A 17636-nucleotide genomic window follows, 5' to 3' on the forward strand; every position below is an offset into this window, starting at 1 on the left:
CTCCCTATTGTGGCATTTCCACTATACGCCAATAACTATCAAGCAAATCAATCAATCTTATAAAATCATCGCCAGCATTTTCTTTTAGTATATAACCGGCTATGTTTAGATTATAAGCAGCAGCCATGTCTTCATCATGCTTAGATGTAGTAAGCACAAAAACGACAGATGATTTTAACTCTTCATCATTTCTTATCTCAGTAATAAGCTCAATACCACCCATACGCGGCATATTAAGATCTACTAACAACAGATAAGGCTCAGAAACTAATTCCACACCTTCTCTGCCCTTTAGCATATTCAGCGCTTCTATACCATCACGCGCTCTATGCACTGGGTTTATAATTTTGGCGTTCTTCAATGCCCTCCGTAGACCTGATGCGTCTACATCATCGTCTTCAACAAGCAATATATGAACGGTTCTGTTATTGCAGTCCGTATAGCTATTTTCCTTCATTATTTTTTCTCCCTTTGATTTTTGACCAAGTAAAGCGGAAAACCGCGCCACTACCTTCCGTTGACTCAATATAAATGTTACCGTTCATGGTTGTTACTATCTTAGATACTAATGCCAGCCCCATACCATTCCCCTCAACCTTGTCTCTTGGCTGTAGTGTCTGAAACATCTCAAATATCTTTCTGTGGAACTTCTCAGCTATACCCGGACCGTCATCCTTCACAGAAATTTCATAATGAGTATTCATTTCCTTTGCGGAAACTTCTATATGCCCATCATCCTTATCGTGATGTTTAATAGCGTTATTAATCAAGTTAAGCATTACCTGATGCAACGGCATTCTATATACAAGTAATCCATTGAATGTATCGTCAGCTGATATGGTAAAGTCTTTAGGTGGGTTCAAAAGCTGTTTTATATCAGTTATTAAATCACTTCCTTTTATCACTGGGTTATCTTTATTATTGATTTTTACTCCAATCCGTGAATATTCAAGCAAACTATCCAAGAGATTATTCATACGTCTTACTCGTCCGCGTAGAGTTTCCATGTTTTCTTTATTGTCACCATCCAGTAACGGACCCAAATCTTCTTCCAACCAATTAGATAACTGATCAATAGCACGAAGAGGAGCCTTAAGATCGTGAGATGCTACATAAGCGAAACGTTCTAGCTCTTCATTAGAGCGTTTTAAGGCTATAGTTTGCATCTTTACTATATTCTGTATACGTATATTCTGATTTACTAGAGAAAATACGAACATACTTAGAACTATAGTAACTAGTGTTCCAGCCACCAATACTATCCATGGCAAAAAGTCAACAGCCTGAGCCAGATATTGTTGTGTGGGAACAAATAATATTTTCCACTCACAAGTTAAAAGTTCTACTGTCTCCTCTCTATAGAACGGTGATTTTCTTATCACATTATCATAAGATAATTCAGGAGTTGATGAAAAATGATGTCCCTCTATATCGCTATAATAAAATAGCCTTCTTTTATCACCATCATTTTTATATACATACACTGATAAATCTTCGTTATTATCTTGCCAATTCATAGTAGCAGAAAATGTTTTCATTAAATCCAGTATACTTACCAAATATCCTTTTATGTGCCGCTTATCGTATACAGGAAAAATAAACGCTAAATCGCTACTATTGTGCTCACCAGTAAAAAACTTAAACGGTCCTACGACAGTATTTTTTTTCTGCTTAGATGCTTTTTCAATAGAATTTACTATTGCATCACTATTTTTAATAGGCACGTTTTTTGGGTTTATATCCTGACCAAGCTTTATGAATTCCATGTCATTATATTTATTATCACTAGGAATCAAGAAGGACGCGGCAAACTCCCCTCTTGAGAACAAAGGTGAAATAATCTGGAAGAACTGTTCTTCTTTAAGAGCATTAACAGAAGCAATCGCTCCTGCTGCTATTTCTTGTCCCCTTATGTACGCATTAAAACGATGAACTAGTTGTGTATATTGACTTTGACTATAATTATGAAAGTCATGCTCCAGCTTATCAACTTTGTAGTGCAGGGTGACGATGAAAGCGGCAGCAGAAAGACTTATACCAACCATAGTTACTAATATAGGAAAAATATACCTCCTCAATAACGGTGCCAGTGTCAATATTTCATCGCGTTTCTTCTTGTAGCCATCTTCCATAATTTATTTAATATTATTATTGGTTATCTTCTTCTGTAAATATATCTAAAAGTCTGCGGATAAGTGGAATCATCAATATAGCGGTAGCAATAGAAAACACAGCCGTTACGGCTTTTATTATTCCTTGAAAATAGTGAATCTCCGCCAGCTTACGCAGGCGGTTTCACTCTAGTTCAAGCTTCGCTTGGCCACAATCTTCCTGCCCTTGTTTTTCTATATAACGCTGTATAATCTTTTCATTTATCCCCACCGTAGAAACAAAATAACTGCCCGACCATATACTATCTGTACCCCAATACACCTTTTTGAGAAACGGAAACTTTACCTTGATTTTGCGTGCTGTATTCGTCTTAATTATTCGTACAACATCTCCTACGCTCATCTTTGGAGGAATAGACACAAGAATATGTATATGATCTTTATCATCATTATATTCCATAATATCTATTTCTGGATAATGTTCCGTTATTTCATAGAGTCTATTCCTCAAAAATTCGCTAACACCTTCGTTGATAATCTTACGACGGTATTTAGTCGCAAAAACAAGGTGATAGTGACATAGATAGATGCAGTTATTTTGTTTCCTGTAACTCATATATTATTTGTAGCAGGAAGATTGTAGCTGCGCTACATCCGCCAGCTCACGCAGGCGGTCTTAGAACGCGGATAAATAGGATGCCACAACACTACAACCGACAGTAAATGTGTTACCCCACACGACACAATGAACAGGGCAAACATTACGAATGCCCAAGAAAAAGGAATATTTTGCTTTCGTTTAATAAGTAAATACATGATGGTGAGTGGAATAATAAAATAGGCGAGCGCTATCGCTACATCAGCTACAACATGCATCCACACCAATTCAGGTTGCCACAAAAGACAATATCCATGTGGCATATAACGACTTATATCAAATAATCTTTCCATGTTTGCCATCTATATTTATAATTTTTATACATATACTTATGATAGCAAAAATATATTTTTTAGTAATTAAAACATTGCATGATTCCCATATTATGACGTAACATTAATATATTGCGTCAATTTAAGAAGCCACCGCAAAAAACAACTATAAATCACGATAAAGTGTTGATAAATAAGCCAACAATTAAAATTGCCTTAATTGTTCCTCTAAAGAAAATCCCAAAATAAAACTTACAATGAAATTACATATTAAAATACAAATTAATTTTTTTCATTAATACTATCTTTTAATGAATTATCATCGCTATTTTTTTTCGTCATTGAAAGAATAATAAAACCTAATATAGCCGATAACACTGAACCAGTTATAACTCCTATTTTAATTTCATCCTGCACTGATTCAGGAAACGCGAGTATCCCAATAAATAAACTCATAGTAAAACCAATGCCGGCAAGGGCGGAAACCCCGTAAACATGCAACCAACTAGTTGAATCTGGAAGCTTTGCGAGATTACACTTTATAGCAATCCATGTAGTCCCAAAAATACCAATCTGTTTGCCAAAAAATAATGATAAGGCGATACCTATAGGTATCGGATTCAATAAATGTTGTAATGTAAGTCCGGCAAAACTTACTCCCGCGCTAGTAAAAGCAAATATCGGCAGAATAACAAAAGCAACCCAAGGATGTAAAAAATGAATAGCTTTATTTACCGGTGACTTCTCATTATTCTTGCCAGCCTTCATAGGAATAAACAATCCTACTAAAACACCTGCTATTGTCGCGTGAATTCCTGAGATATGGAAACAGAACCATAAATATATACCAACGACAATATACGGCGTTATCATGCCTATACGCATACGGTTCAAAATAAACAACGCCAATACACCAATAACAGCCAAGCCAAGAGCACTTAAATTAAGAGCGCCACTATAAAACAAAGCTATTATCAAAATAGCTCCTATATCATCAAAAATCGCTATCGCTAGCAAAAATATCTTTAACGCCGGAGGCACACCACGCCCTATCAACATTAATATGCCAAGCGCGAAAGCAATATCAGTCGCCGAAGGTATCGCCCAACCATGCCAATTTTCAGGATGTTCATAATTAAACAAAAGAAAAATAGCCGCCGGTGCCAACATTCCACCAATAGCCGCTAACATCGGTAATATTATCTGATCCTTCTGCGATAAAAATCCACTTACCGCCTCCCGCTTTAACTCAAGTCCGATAAGCAAGAAAAACAAGACCATCAATATGTCTTTTACCCATGTCTTAAGAGGCTCAGTCGCGCTATTTTCTGAAAAACCAAACATTACAGGAATATTGATAAAATCCTTGTAGCTATCATGTAAAAAACTATTAGCCGAAAACAACGCGAGAGCCGTAGCGATAATCAGAACTATGCCACCTGACGCTTCCATATTGAGGAAACGTTTCACTATTTTGGGAATAGAAAATCTTTTAGGAATTATACTATCTGGTAGATTTGTCATCGCTATAATCTTGAATTAGGTTACTGAGCTATATATAAAACTATTATTGGTTATAAAAACAGCGATGAACTGTCAATGTAAATGACTGTTTTATACTATAGGAAATATTTTTATGGCGGATTTTTGGAACGAACTAGTTTTAATTATTAATAAAAATAGCGAATGGCTAGTACAGATATGTTTAGTTCTATCAGCGACTCTACTTGCTAGCATAATACTACAAAGGATAATACACCGTATTTACGGAACAATATCTGGTGATAATCCCGCTTCATGGCGCTATGTGATAATCTCATCATTATCTTTACCGGTTAGAGTTTTTGTCTGGGTTGGCGGTATCACCCTTTCACTCTCAGTATTATACGAGCAATTCCACATAGCGATAATTAAATCACTTCTCGGTTTTCAACCAGCCATTCACACCGCTGTTGTCGCATGGTTCCTCGTAAGATTTTCCAGCCGTTATTTTAACTTTGCCGCTATCAAATATGAAAATGTCAGCAACTCAGCGGCTCTTACTATGGAGAAAGTCGCTAAAACTGTCATATTAATAGCGATGATTCTGCTTATCCTACCAAGTCTTGGCATAAGCATAAATGGTCTACTTACTTTTGGTGGTATCGGCGGAATAGTAGTAGGGCTCGCTGCTAAAGATATGATCGCTAACCTGTTTGGCGCGATTATGATCCATTTTGACCGCCCATTTGCCATCGGTGACTGGGTCGCCATACCAGAAAAAGACGTGGAGGGAACTGTGGAAAATATCGGCTGGCGACAGGTCGTTATCCGCCGCTTTGATAAACGTCCAGTTTTTGTGCCTAATTCCATGTTTGGCAATATGGTAGTCATAAACCCCAGCAGAATGACCCATCGCCGCTTTAATGAAATTATCGGTATTCGTTATGATGATATAAAACTGGTTTCTCAGATAGTAAACGATATAAAAGATTATCTGTTAAACCACCAACAAATAGATAAAAAAGCTGCGCTTTTGGTTAATCTTGATAAATTTTCCGCCTATTCTGTGGATATTTTTGTCTACGCTCTTTCAAGAAACACCGATTGGGCTGGATTTCTTGATATAAAACAAGAGATATTGCTTAAAATAAGCGACATAATATCAGCGCATGGCGCGGAAATCGCCTTTCCAACACAACTTGTACAACTTTCTAGTAATGCTGATATTATTCCTAATAACTAATATATACCAACTACAGGACAAGTCAGGTCGTGTTAGCCTTTAGCTATGCTCTGCACAGGCGACAGTAGTCCCGTAGTAGGAGTGAGATAAATTTATTTTTATGAATAAAGATAAAATTGAATTACTATAGCTTCTTATCTACGATTATTGTAGTTGACTGTTTAACGTAATTGTTTTACTTTAGCTGCTTGTTTATATCCTTACCCCCTCCTAATATTTTAAGTTATTTATAAAATGAGCGCATAGCTGTTTTTTGTCCCCTGTAATCTCTCAATATAATATTATCAACTTTTTAATCCGGTATAATTATGAATATACAAGAACTTAAACTGAAAAGTCCTGACGAACTCCTAAAACTAGCGGAAGAAGGGCAAATTGAAAATGCCAGCACCATGCTCAAACAAGAAATGATTTTCGCTATCCTAAAAAAGAAAGCGGAAGAAGGGGAGGCTATTCTTGGTGAGGGGGTGGTGGAAGTATTACAGGATGGTTTTGGGTTTCTGCGTTCCCCACTTGCTAATTATCTAGCTGGTCCTGATGATATTTATGTATCTCCCAGCCAAATACGCCGCTTCGCGCTGCGTACTGGTGATACGGTAGAAGGTGAGATTCGCGCGCCAAAGGATGGTGAGCGTTATTTCGCTATGCTCAAAATCAACAAAATTAATTATGACGACCCTGAACAAGTTCGGCAACGTATAAATTTTGATAATCTTACGCCTTTATATCCTGAAAAAAGGATTAAGCTTGAGATAGAGGACCGACCAGACAAAAAAGACCTATCAATGCGAGTGGCGGATATTGTCGCCCCAATAGGTTTCGGACAACGCGCTCTTATTACCGCACAGCCAAGAACTGGTAAAACGGTATTCCTACAGAATATAGCTCACTCAATTACCGCTAATCACCCCGACGCTTATCTAATAGTTCTGCTAATTGACGAACGTCCTGAGGAAGTAACAGATATGCAACGCACGGTAAGAGGAGAAGTAGTATCCTCAACTTTTGATGAACCGGCAGTTCGTCACGTGCAGCTTGCAGAAATGGTTATAGAAAAAGCCAAAAAATTGGTTGAGCATAAAAAGGATGTAGTGATATTGCTGGACTCTATAACTCGTCTAGCGCGTGCTTATAATACGGTAGTTCCATCATCAGGAAAAGTACTTACCGGTGGTGTTGACGCTAACGCGCTGCAACGTCCGAAAAGATTTTTTGGAGCCGCTCGTAACATAGAGCACGGTGGCTCCCTTACCATAATCGCCACCGCTCTTATTGATACCGGTTCACGTATGGATGAAGTTATTTTTGAGGAATTCAAAGGAACCGGTAACAGCGAAATAGTACTAGATCGTAAAATGGCTGATAAACGCATATTCCCTTCTATTGATATTACTAAGTCCGGAACTCGCAAAGAAGACCTGCTTGTTGATAAATCTACGCTTACTAAAATGTGGGTGATGCGTAAAATACTCGCTCCAATGGGAGCTATGGAAGGAATAGAGTTCTTGATAGAAAAACTCACTGAGACAAAAACTAATTCCGAGTTTTTTGATAAGATGAATTCGTAGCCTAAAAATAATCTATGAAATAATCTCTAAAAGAACCAATTAACAAAGAATATTGTATCCTCTCTAACCTTACCGCTTAGAAAGCGCTTATTGACGCTGTATTTGACCCCTGGCTGGAAAGTAATCTCATTACCTATGGGAATACGCAATTTACTGCCAACACTAAATGTTACATGGTTATTGTATGAATATTCTTCCTTATCAGCTATATATTTCAATTCTATATAGCTATTTATCGTGACAGCGTCGGTATGATACCAGTCCACCCCCTGCTCAACCGCGCCTTCTACAATAATGTTGCTCTCTTCTTCATCATCCTGAGAACCCGGATATCTCACCCCACCCCAAGTAAATCCAGGAAATGCTGTATTACGTTTTTTCAGAGAATCAAAAAAAGGTAAATTCCAACCGGCAAACCAATTGGTAAAAAATTGCCCTCCATGCAAAGTACGCTGAGTTCTCAATCTATAATCCAGCTCATATTTTATTCCATTTTCTACCACAATACCGGAAAATGGATAATATTGCAGAGCGACACCGACCGCTGGTCTTAATTTATTATTAAAATCAAAACCCTCTGTATCAGAAACATAATTAACGCTGCCAAAAGCCTTAACAACAAAAGTTGATGAGTAATTCCTTAATATCACGTCTTTATTAAAAGCGCCCTCAACGATCAGATTGTCATTATCATCTAATTGCTCAGAACTGGGGAAACGTATTTCTCCCCATCCTCTTAGAGGTTGCCAAGCGCCACCCTTACCATCCACCGGAGGATTAACTTCATTCTTAAAAATAAAAGGCGTTATATCGGTACTTCTTGCCTCTTCCGCAAGTACAGTAACAGGAATTATACAGCACAAAAGAGCCAGTCGCCATTTCATGAATGGCTCAGCCCTATAGATTTAGCGCCTGTAATATCAAATTTATTATGGCAACCAGAACACTCAAAATAGTCCCAGAACCAGTGTCCTAAAGTGTTAGCTCCACATTGATTACAACAAATCACTAAATGCTCCACCAAACGTTGATCTATAAAGTTTATTAGCTCAATACTATAACCATCTTCAACACTTTTTTCCAATAGATCTTTGCCTATACTGGTTATTGTTGCATTTCCAACACTATCAATTTTTATGTAACCAAGAACCCCTGCTTCTTCAATACGGCGTAAACCAGAGAGCATATTTGGCGAGGTAGCCATCTGTTTTTGTAATAATGAGACCGAAACCGGCTTATCCTTTACCATCTGCAAAAGACGCATTCTTCTAAAATGGCTAATGCGTTGTGGTCCCATAGATTTAAGAATCTCTGAAACTCTAGCAACCATTTCAGCGGGAATATCTCCGTTCGCGCTTATCTCACGCTCAAGCGTAGAAAAATCTACATCAGAAATATTTATCTCCAACTTACGACCATTATCTGAATCAACACTAATGCCGTGAATACGCTTCTTACGCAAGGTACGCCAACCTATTATAAAAATAACCGTAAGAGCCGCCCCACCACCAGCGAATAACAAATTATGAATCTTTGGTGATAAAATAATTTTATCTTTAATGAACTTGCCTGAATCACCAGATAGTTTTTTGGCTTTATATAAAGGTATCTGTTTTTCAAGAAATTTAACCTGTGACGATTCCATGTTCCATTCTGGAATATCCCCGCGTCCAAACAAGTTAGCGTAATTATAAAAAACAACACCACCAGCTAGCTCGGCCGCGTATTTAAGCGATGTCTCAAACTCTCTTGCGGTCATCTTCCATGATTGTGGTTGCTGATACGCTGAAAGACCAGTAAATAATTTACGGCTTCCTGTAGCGGAACGTACCGCGAAATTCACTCTTTTAATCCAATCTTCCTCTTTACGCTCATTCTTAAAATAAGCCATAGGAATTATGGTATCAATATAACTAGAAAGCATAGCGTAATTTTGCCCAAATTTTTCCTGAGAACGATAATTTGTCGCCGCGTCTGCGATCAAGGCAGCGGATAATTCCAAATTACCATCTCCAGTTTTATGAACAATATCCGCTAGTTCTGATACAAAATCAGTAATCGTTTTCGCTCGATAATCTACCCAATCCATATAATATTTTGAAAGAAGCTCATTTTTTTTAATATTCTTCTCTTTCCTGTCAGCGACAAAGCCATCAATAGCCGCTTGCGAAAAATCATGATCCAAATCAGGAAAACGAATATAATCCAAATGCAGCCCATCAAGATTATATTTTGTCATAAGTAATTTTACGGTCTCGGTAATATGATAACGAACTTCTTTATTATACGGTGACAACCAATGAATTGACGATGTGCCATTACTTGCTTTCATCGTCCATTCAGGATTAATCTGTGCCAATCTTGGATTCATAAATATAGGCATCCAAGCATGAACTTTAAGACCAGCTTTTTTTAGCTTAGCTGCCATTTCACCGAAAACATCCTCATCTTGAGGAGTACGACTAAAATATTCATGTCCTTCATGATCAGCGACCATTAAATATATATCAGTAGTTTTAATCCTACGAGCGTCCGCGATAAGAGTATCAGCATTCGGCTTGCTTACTGAATAATCAACCCAAAGACCTACATTATTAAAAGGTACATCATTATATTGTTTAAGCCACGAGTCACTGCTAAGAAACTCACCACCTTCTTGCTGAACAAATTTTATAAAATCATGCAATACAGAAGCGTGCTCAGAGATAATAGAAGGATGCAAAAGAATTACCAACGGCCGTTTTGTTTTCTCACGCTCCTTATAACGTTCTTTCAACCAATTTAGAGCTTCTTCCTGCCTTAACTCATTACGTATAAATATATCATAATCAGAAACTACATTAGCCGTACCATCCTGTGATGATATTGGCATTTCTGGAAGTGTTCCCTGTTTGCGCCAACGTTCATGATCAGAACTGTCATAAAGATAACCTTGCTCTTTTACCTTTTGCATTACATCATCACTATATTCCAGATATGGCGCGCGAAACCAAACCACTGGTCTGCCTGATAGTTCCTCAAGCAAATCCTTACTGGACTTAAGCTCCAATTCCGCTGTGTCAATTGGAATTTCTTTAAGATTAGCATGAGTATAAGCATGAGAGCCAATAGTGTTATACTCTGTCGCTAACCCTTTTACGAAATCACGATTTTCTTTAGCGAACTTGCCAAGCACGTAATAAGTAGCCGGAACTTTAATGTCTAAAGACTTAAGCTTTGCCGCATCCCCAATTTTCTCGACATCAAAAGTAAGTAGCACCGGTGCCGCGTAAACCGATTGCGATAGACCTATATATAACGTCACTACAACATAGGCTATAAATCCAAATGATAATTTTATCCGTTCCATGTTATTCTCTCACCTCTCATTTCGCGGTACATCGCAAGTAAACGTACCCATGTTTGAAAAAGATTATATGGCTTCATTATACAAGCAGCGAGTATTAGATTCATTTTCATACTACGCTCCATACCGAGTACAGCCACATACATTAAAATATTTACCACCTCAAACAACCCATATAAAATTACGGTTAACATCCCGAATTTCCATGACGCATAGTAAAAAATAGATGGCACCAGCAATATAATCATTAACCCTTCTAGGCAGGCACTACCAAAACCAAAAATCAACAAATATGGCAGCCAAAACAAGCCAAGAAAACCGTATTTCATATTAAACAGCATATCTTTATGTAAGAGTAACGCTTGTAAATTACCACGATACCAACGCAAACGCTGATTCTTCAACGCCTTAAAAGTCTCCGGTGTCGTCGTCCAAGAAATAGCTGTAGGATCATAGGTAGCGTATTTACCTATACGAGCGATTTCCAAAGTAAGGTCAAAATCCTCTACAATAGTACGATCCTTAAATCCACCAACCTCTAGCAATGTTTTCCGTTCATACATACAAATTGGTCCTGGACAAACTGTAATTGAAGAGCCACTGCCAACCTGAGCTGTTTTTACTAAAGCCTGACTAAATATATACTCAATACTTTGCCACAACACTACCAACCTATGATTGCGTCTTACTATAAGTTTTCCACAGCTAGCTCCAATCTTTGGGTCAGAAAAATGACGAAGAAGATTACTAATAGCGTCTTTATGAAGATGTGAGTCAGAGTCAGAAAATAATATATACTTTCCTCTCGCCTCAGAAATAGCCTGATTAACAGCGGTCGCCTTTCCTTGATTCTGACTCATATGAACACTACGCACTTCAGGATTCTCAATTATAAGCGGAGTAAAATCTGAAGAACCATCATCTACGACAATTACCTCAAACTCTGGATAATCCTGAGCTAACGCACATTCAATACTACGTTTTACCGTTTCTTGTTCATTGAAAGCTGGAATAATAACAGTTACGAAAGGTAGACTTTTCATCTGCAATCCTACTTTACGACCAAAACAAAAATTCCATCCAACAAATAGGTAAAAAGGGAAAATTGTTAAACTCAGACAAAATCTAAATACATATAACAACCACATATGTGATTGTTCCCACCCATTATTCATCATGGCATAGATACGCAACGCTATATTTTCCATCACAAGAACAGAAATTACCGTTAGAACGAACGAGCTTACAAAAATAGTAAGATGCCCGGTTTTAGATATATCTGTGCCATGCATCTAATATCACTCCACAGTAACCGATTTCGCTAGATTTCTTGGCATATCAACATCTGTGCCTTTAGCGAGCGCCACATGATAAGCTATAAGCTGAATAGGTATGGCGTAAAGAATAGGAGTAGCGAAAGGATCAGCTTGTGGCATTTCAATAGCGGTCTGAACAATAGAGCCAAGCTTATCTATACCTTTCTTGTCAGAAAGCAGGATAATTTTTCCGCCACGTGCCGCCACCTCATTGATATTTCCTGCTGTTTTCTCAAAAAGCTCATCCGAAGGAGCAATAGCGATAATTGGTGTTTTATCATCAATAAGAGCTATAGGACCATGTTTTAACTCACCAGCTGCCGTCGCTTCCGCCGGAAGATAAGTAATTTCTTTAAGCTTTAACGCTCCTTCAAGCGCTAGTGGATATGACAAACCACGTCCTATATATACCACATTGCTTACATTAGTTAGTTGCTGACACAAAGCGCGAATAGCATCATCATGGGTTAATACAGCTTGCATTCTTGAAGATATTTCAGATAGTGACACGGAAAGATTTGACTCTTCTAAATGAGAAATATTACCCTTACTTACACCAAGCGCCAAAGTAAAACAAGCAAGTGCCATAAGCTGAGCGGTGAAAGCTTTGGTAGAAGCGACGCCTATCTCAGGTCCGGCGTGTAACTCAAGAACAGCGTCCGCCTCACGCGCCATAGTACTAGTTCCAACATTTACGAACGCCAGAGCATACTGACCATGTTCCTTAGCGTAACGCATAGCGGCTAGCGTATCAGCGGTCTCTCCTGACTGAGATATAACTATCGTAAGACCACCTTTTTTCAGCACAGGGCGGCGATAACGAAACTCAGACGCTATATCAACCGAAACCGGTACTTTCGCCATCTGCTCCAACCAATATTCGGCGACCATTCCCGAATAATAAGAAGTTCCACACGCCACAATATTAATTTCTTCTATATCCTTTAGGTCAAAAGAAAAATCCGGCAAGCATATATGACCATCAACCGGATGATAATAACCTTTAAGAGCCGTACCCACCACAGAAGGCTGCTCATAAATTTCCTTAAGCATGTAATGTTCATGATGCTCCTTAGCTATCAATACATCCTCAGTAGCGACCTCTTTCTTCTCACGGACAACAATATTTCCACTCCTATCAAATATTTCCACGCTATTTGTTGTAAGCATAGCTATGTCACCTTCTTCCAGATAGGTGATAGTGCGTGTAAAAGGAGCCAGCGCCAAAGCGTCAGAAGCTAGATACATTTCATTATCACCATAACCAATCGCCAAAGGAGAGCCTTGACGAGCACCAAATAACACATCCTCGTGACCAGAAAAAATAACTCCTATAGCAAAAGCTCCTTCCAAACGTTCAACCGTCTTCTGAATAGCTTCTTTCGGAGATAATCCTTCCCTAATATATTTCTGCAATAAATTGGGAATTACCTCTGTGTCAGTCTCCGTTACAAATACCGATCCTTCCGCCGTCAACTCACGACGTAATTCCAGAAAATTCTCGATAATCCCATTATGCACTACAGCGATATTTTCTGATATATGTGGGTGAGCGTTAATTATGGTAGGCGCGCCATGTGTCGCCCAACGTGTATGACCAATCGCCGTGCGGCCAACAAGTTTTTCGCTAGTAACAGCTTTTTCCAACTCAACCAGCTTGCCTTTGGCGCGTACACGATATATTGGAGTATTAGCTTCATTTACCGCTGCTATTCCCGCTGAATCGTACCCTCTATATTCTAAACGCTTTAATCCTTCCAATACCGGACTCACCACATCGTTCTGACTTATTATACCAATAATTCCACACATAAATTTTTATCTTTCTCTACAGAATGGCTTGATTAATATAATAATTAATAAAGGAAAAATATTATAGTAAAAAAATACTATAGTCATTTAAGTTAACTTTACTAGAAATAACTATAATCAAGTCACAAATCTTGCATTTATTAGAATTATAAACTATCCGTATATGGCATTCACCTTGTTAGTAACAATCGCTCACATAAAATAAATTCACCTACTCATGAAAAAACTACTTCCATTATTAATTATCACAGCTTTATTACCTAACAACAGCTTAGCGGCGGAAATGCCTCTTACCACACAAAAATATGGAATGCGAGCATATGTATCATCTCCTATAAACTGCCGCTCCACGATGGACGTAAATATTAAAGCAACGAACTCAAACGTTTTTACCGGCAGCAAAATTAACCTACAAAAAACTCTAGGTCTTGTTCGCACAGCGCTTAATTTTGAGTGTAACGGTCTGGTGTCAACTATTAAACTAAACGGGATTGTTGGTAACAGATCTGTTTATCAGGGAACAGCCAACTCTTCAAATAACTGGGTGTTAAAAGATATAAACGTCAACTCCAATAGAGCGCATAATAGAAATGACAATAGCACAAGGAACCGGCGCTCCATTTTCGCAAGATCATCCTCTACTAAAGAACCCTCTACCCAAAAACCTGTAATAGAACTAAACAAATGTGATAAACTGGCCGCGCACCCTAATGATAAACAAAAAAACAAATACGCTTATGGTGTTGGTGATAACTATGTCAAAATAGAAGAAGCAATAGATGCCTGCATTGAGTCTTTATCAACAGAAAAGGATAATCCAAATTATAATTTCCAGCTTGGTAGGGTTCTATTCTTGTCTCAAATGTACGATGAGGCGATAGAGTATTTCACAAACGCTAATAATATCACCCCTTATCCGGCGGCGATATATTATCTAGCGATGATAAAACTACAAAAAGAACAAGCCAGTATTGACGACGTACTTCCCGAATTAAACAACATAGCAGCGAAATTTGCGCCAGCAGCTAGCTTTGTCGCTGAATATCAAGAGAAAATAGCCGCTGAGAAATCAGCTGCGGCATTAAGCGAGATGAACAAGAATTTCATTTATATAGACAAGGATATAGCAGGAAATAACTATAATTATCCAGGCATATTTAATAATTTTGTATCTAGCAGGCTGTTAGAAGGTCCCGATTACTCTATCATGGCGGTCACCGCTGAGATGATAATGGGCGAAATACAGGGTTGGTGTCCAGGCTTAGTTAAAAAATCCGATGTTCGGCGTATAGCTAAATATATTGACTCCAGCCCCAACTCCGCCGCCTATAAAAAATACGCGCGCGCCAACTCTGTTGATTTTAGCAAGCAACCTCTTATGATGTTAATGAGTGGCGGCAGAGGGCAACAACTTAACGAAGCTGTAGCATCCGCTCACATTAATAATAAGGTAAGAAATAGCGATGACGTAAGCTTCAAAATATCATCAGATGTCACCAAATTAATGAAAAGCTATGATTGCAGTGAGCGGGAAATTACCGCTTTAACCAATAATATCAATAATTACATAAAAACTGCTCCACCATATAATACAGTATCAGAGTCCTACTGGAATGCCTGTATGAAAAGTTCCCTTAAATATTCAACAAACAAAAGCCAGTTCTGCGGTTGTTTTCTTGATATGATGCGTGGAGGAGGTATCGGCACTATGCTAAGTAGTGGTGGAGAATTATTCAAAGGGTTCATGACCGGTGGCGCTTCATATGCTAAGAAACGCTATATTAACTATAAAATAGGACACGACCTTATTAGAGATTTCTCTACAACAGCGAGTACCTTAATAAAAAAACACAGAAATTTACAAAAATGTACCAAACCCAAAGATGATTCTTTCAGACGCTTCATGAATGGTGAGACTGATTCATACGGTAGACCTATTAGGCGGAGATATTAATAAGGTTTCGTATTAGAAAAAAACTTATTAAGCAATGATCTTGAATTCAAAACCAGCTATAGGTTTAACTATTTCCGCTATTTTTTTTATAAATTCTATATCTTCTGTGCTCGGACTAAACTTACATACCAAATCAATAATTACTCTTTTATTCATTGATTCCGGATATTTTTCCAATATTTCACCACTTTCTATAAATGAAATATAGCAATTCACTTTTTCTTGTAGCAAAAACAAATGTTGTTCATCTCCCCAAGATAGATGGTCAGATATTGTAAGACGGACATTCTTTTGTTCATCTAAACCAATAAAATCTACTATACTTGTATCTTCTATAGACATAATATCCTATTAATCCTCAGAGTCTTTTGGACGAATAATATCAATTTTTGTTGGTGGAATTACAGTCCCACCTTCAAAACCTGGTTTACCTTTACCGACAATAACAGCACCGTTTTTTTCTATATCAGGAAATGCAAGTTTTTGATTTTTGGTTAGCGGTGCAGTTTCTGAGCTTTTGCATTCAGTGCATTTCACTTTCCCATCGCTATCTCTTCCTAGAAGATCAACCCTTGTCTTAACCCCATTTTTTGCTCTCATAGTGACCTGCTCAACAACTCCGGTCTGTTCTTTTGTCACTTGATTTTTAACCTTTTTTTCAAAATCTCTTGCTGTTTTTTTATTTTCTTCTAATTGTTGCACCCTCTTATCAGGAGGTGAGTTTCCTGAATTTTTACCGCTTTTACGCTCATTCTGTTTAAGCTTTTCCAGCTTTGCCTTAATGTCAGCACGCTTTTGATTGATAGTAACAGTACCGGAGGAAATAGCGGTCTGACTTTTTAAGTTATTAAGCAACAACATACGGTTATGCTTAGCTTCTTTGTCTTTTGCCTCTTTATCTTTTTTCTGTTCTTGTAGTAGTTTTTTCTTTTTCTGATCCTGCAATTTTTTCAATTTATTTTTTAGATCCTGCTTTTTTTGTTTATCAAGCCTGTTCTGTTTTTGTTTACGCAACCTTTCATTAACAATGCGCTTTGCTATTTCATCTTTGTTTTTCTTAACCTGCTGCTTTCTAATTCTTTCCTGATCACGGCGTAACTTACGGTTCTGTTCTAAATTTTGCTTATTTTTCGTCTGTTGCTGTTTAAGATTTTGCTGCTGCCTTTGTATATTCTGATTCTGTCTTTGCAATTGCTGCTGAGATTGCTGTTGTTTTTGTAGCTGTTGCTGCTGATTTTTCTGCTGTTGCCGGCGTTGCTGATCTCGCATCTGCCGCTGGCGCATTTCCTGCTGGCGACGCTGTTGCTCTCGCATCTGTTGCTGACGCATTTCCTGCTGGCGACGCTGTTGCTCTCTCATCTGCTGCTGGCGCTGCATTTCTTGCTGACGACGCATCTGATCTTGCATCATTCTTTGTTGTTGCTGCTGCTGAATCAACCAAGAATTATTATTATAACCTTGCGCTATACCATTACTTGCTACAAAAGTTATAAGTAAAATAAAAACCAAAAAACTGGTGAATAATCGCTTAATCATGCTCTCAATTTATACAATTTAATTAATACATATCAAACTTAAACTATATAGCTGAAAAAACAAGTATAGTCAGAAAATTTAGTAAAAAGCTTTATATAACAGGGAAATTGGCACACAGGAGAGCGCAGCGTCTCCTTTGCCAAGAGGGTTCTGATTAGAAATTTTTTTCAAAATTTGTAATACAAAACACATCTTGCGATTCACGGGAACCATACCCAAGTCAGCAATAACCAAAAGCGGGAGTAATTGGACGAACATAAATTCAGGTTGCAAATAATAAATTAACACCAGAAAGGAAAGTTCTTAGATCAAATCGTGACTAGTACACTTTACAATTC

Annotated in this window: 14 protein-coding genes; 3 read left to right on the forward strand and 11 right to left on the reverse strand. The window is 37.9% G+C overall.

All coding sequences use genetic code 11. From position 1 onward, the window contains the following. Window positions 1-4: 4 nt before the first annotated feature. The 5 genes from R3D71_10110 to nhaA form a co-directional block, all read right to left on the reverse strand. The gene (locus R3D71_10110) at window positions 5-457 is read right to left on the reverse strand and encodes a response regulator (GenBank protein MEZ5691999.1); all 453 of its coding nucleotides are present in this window, start codon (window positions 455-457) and stop codon (window positions 5-7) included. Then, window positions 444-2132 (reverse strand): ATP-binding protein, encoded by a 1689-nt coding sequence (locus R3D71_10115; protein ID MEZ5692000.1) that lies wholly within the window; start codon window positions 2130-2132, stop codon window positions 444-446. Before R3D71_10115 ends, R3D71_10110 begins: the two co-directional genes overlap by 14 nt. A 163-nt stretch (window positions 2133-2295) precedes the next feature. After that, window positions 2296-2727: an IS200/IS605 family transposase gene (gene tnpA / locus R3D71_10120; protein ID MEZ5692001.1), complete on the reverse strand. Its 432-nt coding sequence runs from the start codon at window positions 2725-2727 to the stop codon at window positions 2296-2298. A gap of 32 nt (window positions 2728-2759) precedes the next feature. After that, the gene (locus R3D71_10125; protein MEZ5692002.1) at window positions 2760-3062 is read right to left on the reverse strand and encodes a hypothetical protein; all 303 of its coding nucleotides are present in this window, start codon (window positions 3060-3062) and stop codon (window positions 2760-2762) included. Window positions 3063-3323: 261 nt separating this feature from the next. Next, a complete protein-coding gene (nhaA, locus tag R3D71_10130) occupies window positions 3324-4565 on the reverse strand; it encodes a Na+/H+ antiporter NhaA (protein ID MEZ5692003.1) in 1242 nt (413 codons plus the stop codon). 112 nt (window positions 4566-4677) lie between these two features. Between nhaA and R3D71_10135 the strand changes: the two genes are divergently transcribed. Together R3D71_10135 and rho are read left to right on the forward strand one after the other, a co-directional pair. Continuing rightward, complete coding sequence (locus tag R3D71_10135) at window positions 4678-5766, forward strand: mechanosensitive ion channel family protein (protein ID MEZ5692004.1); 1089 nt, start codon at window positions 4678-4680, stop codon at window positions 5764-5766. A gap of 308 nt (window positions 5767-6074) precedes the next feature. Further along, on the forward strand, window positions 6075-7334 hold the full coding sequence (rho, locus tag R3D71_10140; GenBank protein ID MEZ5692005.1) for a transcription termination factor Rho: 1260 nt from the start codon (window positions 6075-6077) through the stop codon (window positions 7332-7334). 26 nt (window positions 7335-7360) lie between these two features. On the opposite strand, the gene R3D71_10145 is transcribed toward rho, so the two are convergent. Genes R3D71_10145 through glmS form a run of 4 tightly spaced genes read right to left on the reverse strand, consistent with a single transcriptional unit; the run spans window position 7361 to window position 13808 of the window. Continuing rightward, window positions 7361-8218 (reverse strand): hypothetical protein, encoded by an 858-nt coding sequence (locus R3D71_10145; protein MEZ5692006.1) that lies wholly within the window; start codon window positions 8216-8218, stop codon window positions 7361-7363. Beyond that, the gene (locus tag R3D71_10150) at window positions 8215-10683 is read right to left on the reverse strand and encodes a poly-beta-1,6-N-acetyl-D-glucosamine N-deacetylase PgaB (protein MEZ5692007.1); all 2469 of its coding nucleotides are present in this window, start codon (window positions 10681-10683) and stop codon (window positions 8215-8217) included. Before R3D71_10150 ends, R3D71_10145 begins: the two co-directional genes overlap by 4 nt. Continuing rightward, entirely contained in the window at window positions 10671-11972 is a 1302-nt protein-coding gene (locus tag R3D71_10155) for a glycosyltransferase family 2 protein (GenBank protein MEZ5692008.1), read from the reverse strand. The genes R3D71_10150 and R3D71_10155 overlap by 13 nt, the downstream gene beginning before the upstream one ends. A 6-nt stretch (window positions 11973-11978) precedes the next feature. Further along, on the reverse strand, window positions 11979-13808 hold the full coding sequence (gene glmS / locus R3D71_10160; GenBank protein ID MEZ5692009.1) for a glutamine--fructose-6-phosphate transaminase (isomerizing): 1830 nt from the start codon (window positions 13806-13808) through the stop codon (window positions 11979-11981). A gap of 217 nt (window positions 13809-14025) precedes the next feature. On the opposite strand from glmS, the gene R3D71_10165 reads away from it, so the two are divergent. Beyond that, a complete protein-coding gene (locus tag R3D71_10165) occupies window positions 14026-15762 on the forward strand; it encodes a tetratricopeptide repeat protein (GenBank protein ID MEZ5692010.1) in 1737 nt (578 codons plus the stop codon). Between the two features lie 27 nt (window positions 15763-15789). On the opposite strand, the gene R3D71_10170 is transcribed toward R3D71_10165, so the two are convergent. Continuing rightward, window positions 15790-16104 (reverse strand): DUF6572 domain-containing protein, encoded by a 315-nt coding sequence (locus R3D71_10170; GenBank protein ID MEZ5692011.1) that lies wholly within the window; start codon window positions 16102-16104, stop codon window positions 15790-15792. Window positions 16105-16113: 9 nt separating this feature from the next. Continuing rightward, window positions 16114-17298 (reverse strand): hypothetical protein, encoded by a 1185-nt coding sequence (locus R3D71_10175; protein ID MEZ5692012.1) that lies wholly within the window; start codon window positions 17296-17298, stop codon window positions 16114-16116. Window positions 17299-17636 lie beyond the last annotated feature (338 nt).

The sequence above is a fragment of the Rickettsiales bacterium genome (assembly GCA_041396965.1).
Taxonomy (GTDB): Bacteria; Pseudomonadota; Alphaproteobacteria; order Rickettsiales; family SXRF01; genus SXRF01.

Bases quoted from the DNA above. Each gene is read 5' to 3' on its own strand.
- R3D71_10110 (MEZ5691999.1), bottom strand. From the start codon at position 457: ATGAAGGAAAATAGCTATACGGACTGCAATAACAGAACCGTTCATATA.
- R3D71_10115 (MEZ5692000.1), bottom strand. From the start codon at position 2,132: ATGGAAGATGGCTACAAGAAGAAACGCGATGAAATATTGACACTGGCA.
- tnpA (MEZ5692001.1), bottom strand. From the start codon at position 2,727: ATGAGTTACAGGAAACAAAATAACTGCATCTATCTATGTCACTATCAC.
- R3D71_10125 (MEZ5692002.1), bottom strand. From the start codon at position 3,062: ATGGAAAGATTATTTGATATAAGTCGTTATATGCCACATGGATATTGT.
- nhaA (MEZ5692003.1), bottom strand. From the start codon at position 4,565: ATGACAAATCTACCAGATAGTATAATTCCTAAAAGATTTTCTATTCCC.
- R3D71_10135 (MEZ5692004.1), top strand. From the start codon at position 4,678: ATGGCGGATTTTTGGAACGAACTAGTTTTAATTATTAATAAAAATAGC.
- rho (MEZ5692005.1), top strand. From the start codon at position 6,075: ATGAATATACAAGAACTTAAACTGAAAAGTCCTGACGAACTCCTAAAA.
- R3D71_10145 (MEZ5692006.1), bottom strand. From the start codon at position 8,218: ATGAAATGGCGACTGGCTCTTTTGTGCTGTATAATTCCTGTTACTGTA.
- R3D71_10150 (MEZ5692007.1), bottom strand. From the start codon at position 10,683: ATGGAACGGATAAAATTATCATTTGGATTTATAGCCTATGTTGTAGTG.
- R3D71_10155 (MEZ5692008.1), bottom strand. From the start codon at position 11,972: ATGCATGGCACAGATATATCTAAAACCGGGCATCTTACTATTTTTGTA.
- glmS (MEZ5692009.1), bottom strand. From the start codon at position 13,808: ATGTGTGGAATTATTGGTATAATAAGTCAGAACGATGTGGTGAGTCCG.
- R3D71_10165 (MEZ5692010.1), top strand. From the start codon at position 14,026: ATGAAAAAACTACTTCCATTATTAATTATCACAGCTTTATTACCTAAC.
- R3D71_10170 (MEZ5692011.1), bottom strand. From the start codon at position 16,104: ATGTCTATAGAAGATACAAGTATAGTAGATTTTATTGGTTTAGATGAA.
- R3D71_10175 (MEZ5692012.1), bottom strand. From the start codon at position 17,298: ATGATTAAGCGATTATTCACCAGTTTTTTGGTTTTTATTTTACTTATA.